This is a genomic window from Gelidibacter japonicus, assembly GCF_010725055.1.
Lineage (GTDB): Bacteria > Bacteroidota > Bacteroidia > Flavobacteriales > Flavobacteriaceae > Gelidibacter > Gelidibacter japonicus.
On the sequence record NZ_BJKB01000037.1, the window covers coordinates 1 to 7,983 of the forward strand.

9 protein-coding genes and 1 pseudogene are annotated in these 7,983 nt (G+C 35.6%); all 10 read left to right on the forward strand.

Annotated elements, in window-relative coordinates; translation table 11 throughout:
- Positions 1–214 precede the first annotated feature (214 nt).
- Positions 215–607, forward strand: a complete 393-nt coding sequence (locus tag G6N06_RS19340; RefSeq protein ID WP_163518348.1) for a hypothetical protein — start codon at positions 215–217, stop codon at positions 605–607.
- A 5-nt stretch (positions 608–612) separates the two neighbouring features.
- A complete protein-coding gene (locus tag G6N06_RS19345; RefSeq protein WP_123903519.1) occupies positions 613–807 on the forward strand; it encodes a LapA family protein in 195 nt (64 codons plus the stop codon).
- Positions 808–820: 13 nt separating this feature from the next.
- Positions 821–1,900, forward strand: coding sequence for a baeRF3 domain-containing protein (locus G6N06_RS19350; RefSeq protein WP_163518349.1), 1,080 nt, complete (start codon positions 821–823; stop codon positions 1,898–1,900).
- A 358-nt stretch (positions 1,901–2,258) separates the two neighbouring features.
- Positions 2,259–2,795, forward strand: coding sequence for a DUF2975 domain-containing protein (locus G6N06_RS19355; RefSeq protein ID WP_163518350.1), 537 nt, complete (start codon positions 2,259–2,261; stop codon positions 2,793–2,795).
- Between the two features lie 3 nt (positions 2,796–2,798).
- Entirely contained in the window at positions 2,799–3,014 is a 216-nt protein-coding gene (locus G6N06_RS19360) for a helix-turn-helix domain-containing protein (protein ID WP_163518351.1), read from the forward strand.
- Positions 3,015–3,021: 7 nt separating this feature from the next.
- Complete coding sequence (locus tag G6N06_RS19365) at positions 3,022–4,488, forward strand: alpha/beta hydrolase-fold protein (RefSeq protein ID WP_163518352.1); 1,467 nt, start codon at positions 3,022–3,024, stop codon at positions 4,486–4,488.
- Positions 4,489–4,515: 27 nt separating this feature from the next.
- Positions 4,516–5,031, forward strand: a complete 516-nt coding sequence (locus G6N06_RS19370; protein ID WP_163518353.1) for a flavodoxin family protein — start codon at positions 4,516–4,518, stop codon at positions 5,029–5,031.
- A 1,447-nt stretch (positions 5,032–6,478) separates the two neighbouring features.
- On the forward strand, positions 6,479–6,844 hold the full coding sequence (locus G6N06_RS19375; RefSeq protein WP_163518354.1) for a hypothetical protein: 366 nt from the start codon (positions 6,479–6,481) through the stop codon (positions 6,842–6,844).
- A 4-nt stretch (positions 6,845–6,848) separates the two neighbouring features.
- Positions 6,849–7,595 (forward strand): DUF6994 family protein, encoded by a 747-nt coding sequence (locus G6N06_RS19380; RefSeq protein WP_163518355.1) that lies wholly within the window; start codon positions 6,849–6,851, stop codon positions 7,593–7,595.
- A gap of 270 nt (positions 7,596–7,865) precedes the next feature.
- A pseudogene (locus G6N06_RS19980) lies at positions 7,866–7,983 on the forward strand (transcriptional regulator); the annotation flags it as partial.

Consider the following 7,983-nt stretch of genomic DNA (forward strand, 5'->3'; position numbering starts at 1 on the left):
AATCCCGAAGGCTATCTCTTTTTGGACCAAAAGAGAAAACTAGGTTTGGTTAAGAGAATTAAAAAACAAATCGATAAATTCGCTTTGACCAATGAAGACCTTGGAATTGAAATTAATTGATTCTTAGCGTATTACAAAAACGTTAGTCAGAATGCTTCCACAACAAACCTTAAAAATAAAATAACTAACTTACAACATAAAAAGGACAAAAAGTATGACATTAAAAACATTAAAATTATCGGCATTCGTTATTGCAACGACATTATTAACTTCTTGTTCGCACAGAATGGTGGGAACTTGGACAGTACAACGATACGAAACCACAACACCAGGACAACAAGGCGTGGCATTAAGCAACATTGGAACTATGCAGTTTCAAGGAAACGGAAGTGGCGAAAAAAATCTAAACTATTCCGTTCTTGGCATCCAAAGAGATGATAAACTTCCATTTAAATGGACTTGGAACGACGGAAAGTATATTTCCATAGAAAGTAATGGTTCTGATTTTTCTAAAACGTGGATTATTATGACCAACAAAAAGAAATATCAAAAATGGAAATCAACTGATGGTACAAACAATGTGCAAATTATTGAACTTAAAAAATAACTCAAATGAAAAATATCTCAACTCGTCAAATTATTGACATCGTTTTATTGATTTTACTACTCATTTTCATTGGTCAAAATCTTGAAAGTGTAAAGGTAAAATTTATTGCATTTGGCTTTGAAATGCCCTTAGTCATTCTCATAGCCATCGTATTTTTCATTGGATATTACACCGCAAAAGCATTTAACAAAAACAAATAAAATAAACAATAGTATGGCATTAAAAGAACAGCTACAAAAATTAGCAACCGAAAAAAACACACCTTGTGTAACCATTTCTTTAAACACACATCGTGCACATCCAGACAATGCAAAAGATGAAGTACTTTTAAAAAATCTTCTAAAAGAAGCAGAAGATAGAGTAATTGCAGAATTTGGAAAACGACCAGTAGCTTCACTTTTAGAAAAATTAGAAAATGTTTCCGCAGAAATCGATGTAAATTATAACTTAGATAGTTTACACCTATTTCTATCAAACGATACAAAAGAAATTGTAAAATCAAGCTGGAAAACTAACAACGAAGGAGTACATATTTCTGACAGCTTTGCGGTTCGTCCCATCATCAAATCATTCAACAGAAGCGTAGGCTATTTAGTAATGTTACTTTCTCAAAGTGGTGTACAATTGTATGAAGCTATAAATGATGAAATTATTGCAGAAGTTAGAAATGATGATTTTCCATTTTCAGAAAATCGTCATTACAACACCCATTCCGACAAAGGAAGCGACCCAAAACATTTAGACGATTTGGTTCGAGAATTTTTAAACAAAGTAGATAAAGCTTTGGTAAAAGTTCACAATGAAACTGACTTAAATTGTGTAGTTATTTGCACAGAAGACAATTACAGCAGACTACAACAAGTGGCAGACAAGCCATCGGTATATCTTGGTTACACAGCCATTGATTATAACAACACCGCTACACATCAAATAGTAAAGCAATCGTGGAATACCATTGAAGGTTTGCAACAACAACGTAGGAAAAATGCTATTGAAGAAATGAAAGAAGCAGTAGCACAAGGTAAAGTACTTACAGATTTACAAGAAATTTATCAAGCATCTATTGACGGACGTGGCGAACTTTTGATTGTTCACCAAGACTTTTCAAAAGCTGTGTTGATGAAAGACGAAAGAACATTTGACATTATAGACGATGCAACAGCGCCTAACGCAATAGACGACATTACGAGTAACATAGCGTGGGAAGTAATTTCTAAAAAAGGGGAAGTGTTTTTCACCACACAAGATGAAATAAAAGACCTTGGAAAGATAGTGCTGAAAACAAGATACTAAAATGGCACTGCCTACAACAAGGGTTTTGCAATAGTGGGGCAAAAGTACAAAGTTCAACGGTATTTCTTCGATTGAACTTCTGTGCAAAATTGAAGATTTGTGCTTCGATTGCCCCACCATCGCAAAGCCCCAAAACGTTAGCGGGCATTGAAAAAAAACATCCGTACACGAAAAGACAACACGTTTAAGAAAGACTAACTTGTTCAGAACTGCTAATTAAAAAAGCTTTGAAAATCAAGGGTTTCTTACCGCTTCATTGCGAAGTTCAAAAAATATATTTTCATCATCAATAAATATTTATTGTTTTTCAATAAATAAGTTTTATCTTTGCGACATCAATTTTAACTCATTAAAAGATATGTCAAAAAGAAACAACTTCATTTGGAAAGGAATTCAAGTCATTTGTTGGCTGATTTTCTTCGGGTACTGCATCCAAACAGGTGCATTGATATTCAACTACGTTTTCAGTTTGTTTAAACCCATTGCAACCCATAATCTTCATCTTGGACTTGACCTTTCGGAACTCTACTTAAAAAGTAAGCCAATCTACACATTGGTATTTGCTCTAATTGTAGCAGTTTCAGTATTAAAAGCTTACCTCTTCTTTGTTGTACTTAAGCTTTTCAACACACTAAACATCACAAAGCCATTTAGTGAAAATGTAAGCGGAATTATTACAAAAATCACTTATTACACGCTTTCAATTGGAATTATCAGCATCATAGCACAAGAAGTTGTCAGCCAACTATCTGATAAAGGGTATAATGTTGGAACTGTTGAAAGATATTGGAGTGACGGTGGAGCTTATTTGCTAATGACGGCAATACTATTTGCGATTGCTTTCATTTTCAAGAAAGGTATTGAATTACAAAACGAAAACGACTTAACTGTATAAGCTATGCCAATCATTGTAAACCTTGATGTGATGATGGCAAAGCGAAAAATGTCGCTTAATGAGCTATCCGATAAAGTAGGGCTAACCCTTTCAAATCTTTCCATTTTAAAAACAGGAAAGGCAAAAGCCATACGTTTTAGCACTTTAGAAGCTATTTGTAAAGCTTTAGATTGCCAGCCTGCTGACATTCTTGAATATGTTGAAGAAACCGAAAATTAAAACAATTATGAAAACAATATTTATAACACTCTCTTTATTACTCTTCTCGTTTTGCTTAAAAGCACAAAATGGCCAAAATATAAGCATAGGTAAAAAGGAAGTAATTACTTCCAAAGCTTTAAATGAAAACAGGACACTTTGGATTTATACGCCAAACATTACTTCACAACAACCAAACCCTGATAAGCTATATCCTGTTTTGTACTTATTAGATGGTAGTGCACATTTTTATTCGACCGTTGGTATTATTCAACAACATAGTCAAGCCAACGGAAATGGCACGCTGCCAGAAATGATTGTGGTTGCCATTGAAAACACAAATAGAATAAGAGATTTTGTTCCATCTAATGATTTAGACAAACCAAATCCTTTTATTGACTTTTTGTCATCCGAATTAATTCCATACATAGACAGGAATTATAAAACTGCACCATATAAAATAGTGGTTGGTCATTCATTAGGTGGACTTACAGTTATTGACATTCTCACTAATTTTCCTGAACTATTTAATGCACATATCGCTATTGACCCAAGTATGTGGTACAACAACGAAAAGTATTTAACCAACACAATTACTGAACTTCCAAAACAAAATATGAATGGTAAACGCCTATTCATCGGAACAGCTAACACCCTACCCAAAGGAATGGAACTTTCACAACTCAAAAATGACAAGTCATTTGAAACCCAACATATTCGTTCCATTTTTAAGTTAGATGAGTTTTTGAAAGCTAATACTAATGGATTAATCTATGGCTCAAACTATTATGAAAACGAAACTCATAATACTGTACCCTTGATAAGTGAATATGATGGTTTGCGTTTTATTTTTGACTTTTACCTTTTAGATGCAACAGAAAAAGACTTTACTGACTCAACTGACTTAATTGCGTCAAAATTAAAAACACACTATGCAAAAGTAACCGAAAAAATGGGCTATATGAATGCAGCACCTGAAGCTTTCATCAACTATTTTGCTTACGAAGCATTGGGTAAAAAACAGTACAATAAAGCAAAAGCATTATTTGAACTAAACATTGAATGGTATCCTGAAAGCAGTAATGTTTATGATTCGTATGCGGACTATTATTTAGCACAAAAAGATACCGCAAATGCTGTCACGAATTATCAAAAAGCATTACAAATTAAGGACAATACAGAAACCCGAAGCAAGTTAAACGCATTAACTAATAAAGGAACTATAAAGTCTGCAACTGATTTACGAAAATATGCAGGCGTTTATGTTTTAGAAACCTATAACATTTCGATAGTATTAGAAATTCGAGACAACAAATTATTTGCAAAAGTACCAGGACAAGAAGATGATGAGTTTCAACTTCAATCAGAAAACGTTTTTACCGTAAAGGGAAAACAAGGTTATAAAGTTACTTTCGAAATGGACGGAGATAAACCAAAAGGATTTATTTCGGTGCAACCCAATGGTGCTTTTAAGGCAGTTTTTAAAAATAAGTAGTTTCTGTAAAAATGAAAAATTCCACAAATGGAAAAGAAGACGGTTTTAATATTTGGGAGTTCGAGAAATGACGGAGATACCTATAACCTTGTGAAAAAGATTATCGCGCTTTCGGACTATGACAAAATAGACTTAAACGATTATAACATTTCTTATTATGATTATGAGCATAAGAACCTTAATGACGATTACATCCTTTTAATGAAGAACCTAATTGCTAAATATGAAACATTTATATTTGTAACACCTGTTTATTGGTACGCAATGAGCGGAATTATGAAAGTTTTCTTTGACAGATTTACTGACCTTTTGGATAACGAAATAGAACTTGGACGGGAATTAAGAAGAAAGAAAATGGCTGTAATAACTTCCTCGATTGGTGATAATTTAGGTGACGATTTTTGGCTGCCGTTTGTTAAAACCTCAAATTACCTTGGAATTAAATATGTCGGGAATTTACATACTGTTAATGATAACATTAATCAAGAGGAATTAACAAAATTTATTGAAAATATAGATGATGAAAAAACAACGACCCGCTAACAATGTATAAAAGCAATAGCGGTTAAGGTGCAAACTCGAACCGTTTTTGCGTTTAATTAAGTATATTGAAATCTAAAAGTAAATGCATTTTAATCCGCTACTGCTCTTATGTGTGCCGAGAGTAACGACCGGCTGAAAGTCGTTACGTAACTGTTTATAAGATGGTGGAACCGACCCACCGGTGTTGTCCTACAGGGGAGAGCATCAAACCACCATAAGGTGCTTTGGTAAAGAGCCAAGGTATTGAGCGTTATGGAAAAGGCTACGCCAAGAGCTGGTCAGGTATGAATAATGGAGATGAATGCAAATGAACCTCTGATGAAGTGTCCCCGCTGAAGGGCGGGGCAGGCTGAGAAAGTGCAACCCTCTGTCAAAAGTGTTTGAAGTATGACAAACATTATAAGTCCAGCGGTCACCTGTTTATTGGCTGGGCGGCAGGCGTCATTTAGGAGGCATGACCATTATTTGGGCTTATTTACGGAACTCGGGAACCTGAGCCAAAATGCAAAGTGAAATGTACAATAGCGCAAACTAGAGGCAGAATAGCGATGTTTGGAACAGGGGCGGACTCATCCGTAGTAGTGATGAAGTTTCTGTAATGGAAATGGAGCAAAGGGATGAGCTAATTTGATATACAGCCTGCCAACTTGAAAAAGGATGAGCTATTTCTGTATACCACTTTAGAAGAGCCGTATGATGGGAGACTATCACGTACGGTTCTGTGAGAGGCTTGGGGTGAAACTCCCCTGGTCTACTCGACGTGTGCTGTGAGTGAAGCATAAGCTTCACGTAACTATTTATAAGATGGTGGATCCGACCCACCAGAATCTGCTTATAGGAGCTGGTTCTAAACCACTTTTCTAATGCATCCAAAGTAATTTGTTTGTGTGAAGCGAGAAAAGAAAAGGCAGACTTGATCTGTCAGGTATTGATAAAAGAGATGAGCGAAAGCGAACCTTCCGATGAAGCGTCGAGAAGGAAGCACATGTTGCCAAAACCGAGAAAAGTCGAGTTCTCAGGGACAAGGATAGCGGAAACCTATTTACTGGCTATTCGGCAACCGTCGTATAGGGGGCATGACTTTTATCTGGGCTTATGGATGGAACGCAGGAAGCCTTACATTAATGCAAAAGGGAAAAATCAAGTAGAGCAACTGCAAGATGATTACCAATGTAGTGTAAGGTGGCGGACTAACAACCCGTAGTAGTGATGAAGCTCCTGTAATGGGAGTGGAGCAAAGGGGTTAGCTAATTTAAAATACGATTTGCCAACTTGAAAGAGGATGAGCTTATATTTGTAGATTAAATTAGAAGAGCCGTATGATGGGAGACTATCACGTACGGTTCTGTGAGAGGGGAAGGGTGAAACTCCCTTTTCCTACTCGACACAAAATCGTTAGTGGCAAGCATAAATGACGACAACTAAACATTGACAAAAACGAAAATATATGAGCAGAATATTAGGACTTGACCTCGGGACAAATTCAATCGGTTGGGCAATTATTGACACCAATACAGACAAGTTTATTGACTTGGGAGTAAAAGTGTTTCCAAAATCATTGAACAATGAAAGACAGATTTCAAGACAAGAAAGAAGGAAAGAAAATAGACTAAATCAACGGACACTATCTTCAAAACGATTTGACTTCTTACTAACACGAACAAACCCAATCGTTGCAATTTTGTGTTTAGGCTCATTCTTAACCGCTTTGCTGACATTATTAAATTTTAGTAATTGGCAGTTTTGGTTCAATTCATTTTTGACAATTTTACTTGCAACACTAACATTACTGCATTCTGACAATAAAAAATAAAGTAATGAAAATTGACATAACATTTAACGTTTATACAGACGCAAACGGTGGCGACCCGGACAGCACAAGTCCGACACTTCGCTCATACCATAAAATGTTATGGAGTAAGAAATTGCCAAACGGAGAACAATTTGAGCTGACCGACAAAAAAAGTGGAACGTATTTATATCATAGTTCAAGACTTGGAGAATATTATCTAGGAAGTGACGCAATTACACATTCATACAGAAATCACAAACGCAAAACTTGGCTGACACAACAAATTAAAGACGAAGTTCAAGAACTGTTTGACACAGGTTCGACAATTGGAGCATACACTCTTTTTCCAAACAATCGGGTTGACAAACAACACACAATAAATCAATCTCGTGGAGTAAACAGCTTAATTGACGACAGGTTCGACTTGACTTTGGAATGTATCAGACTTTTTTACGCAGGGCAACAAAGCCCACTTTACGACACATTTAAGCGTTACAAAAACTTCTTCGACTTGTTTGACAACTTCAAAGGTTACATTGACTTTTTCTTACTCAACGACCTTGTTGACGAGAACGAGAATATTAAGTTTTACTTACCGTTTGACAATTTCAAAACAAGACCAACATTTTCGGACGTTGAAGAATATTTGACTTACAAAAAAAGAGTAATGGACTTCATTAAAGCACGTAACAAACGAATTGACAATTATGCTAACAAACAGACGACAGAAAAGAGCCAGCCACTAACAGGCGTTTGGCTCAATGGCGGGTAACGCGGTTAATTGAACATTCTACCTCGCATCAACTTTTGTGGTGTATTGACAGTTTTGTGCTCCGAAATCCGCCACTGCGCCAAGCGCCAAACCGTTACCCACAAGCTAAAAAAACGACCCCTACACCAAAAATATTTCCTTTTCCAAAAAACCTTTTCCAAAAAACCATTTCCAATAAAATATTATCAATTTCTATCAACACTTTAAAAAAGATTTGCTAACTCAAACATTAATCGTATTATTGCAATTAAACAATGAGTAGATAAAACTATGTACACAGATCAGCAAAAAGAAATTGCGTTAATTGCAAAAGTTTTTGGACATCCTGCCAGAGTGGCTATTTTACAACAGTTATTTAAGATAGATGCTTGTTATTGTGGAGATTTAT

What these genes read in the sequence shown, in the direction of transcription:
- G6N06_RS19365 (WP_163518352.1), top strand. Translation starts at nt 3,022, where the DNA reads ATGAAAACAATATTTATAACACTCTCTTTATTACTCTTCTCGTTTTGC.
- G6N06_RS19345 (WP_123903519.1), top strand. Translation starts at nt 613, where the DNA reads ATGAAAAATATCTCAACTCGTCAAATTATTGACATCGTTTTATTGATT.
- G6N06_RS19370 (WP_163518353.1), top strand. Translation starts at nt 4,516, where the DNA reads ATGGAAAAGAAGACGGTTTTAATATTTGGGAGTTCGAGAAATGACGGA.
- G6N06_RS19375 (WP_163518354.1), top strand. Translation starts at nt 6,479, where the DNA reads ATGAGCAGAATATTAGGACTTGACCTCGGGACAAATTCAATCGGTTGG.
- G6N06_RS19360 (WP_163518351.1), top strand. Translation starts at nt 2,799, where the DNA reads ATGCCAATCATTGTAAACCTTGATGTGATGATGGCAAAGCGAAAAATG.
- G6N06_RS19380 (WP_163518355.1), top strand. Translation starts at nt 6,849, where the DNA reads ATGAAAATTGACATAACATTTAACGTTTATACAGACGCAAACGGTGGC.
- G6N06_RS19355 (WP_163518350.1), top strand. Translation starts at nt 2,259, where the DNA reads ATGTCAAAAAGAAACAACTTCATTTGGAAAGGAATTCAAGTCATTTGT.
- G6N06_RS19350 (WP_163518349.1), top strand. Translation starts at nt 821, where the DNA reads ATGGCATTAAAAGAACAGCTACAAAAATTAGCAACCGAAAAAAACACA.
- G6N06_RS19340 (WP_163518348.1), top strand. Translation starts at nt 215, where the DNA reads ATGACATTAAAAACATTAAAATTATCGGCATTCGTTATTGCAACGACA.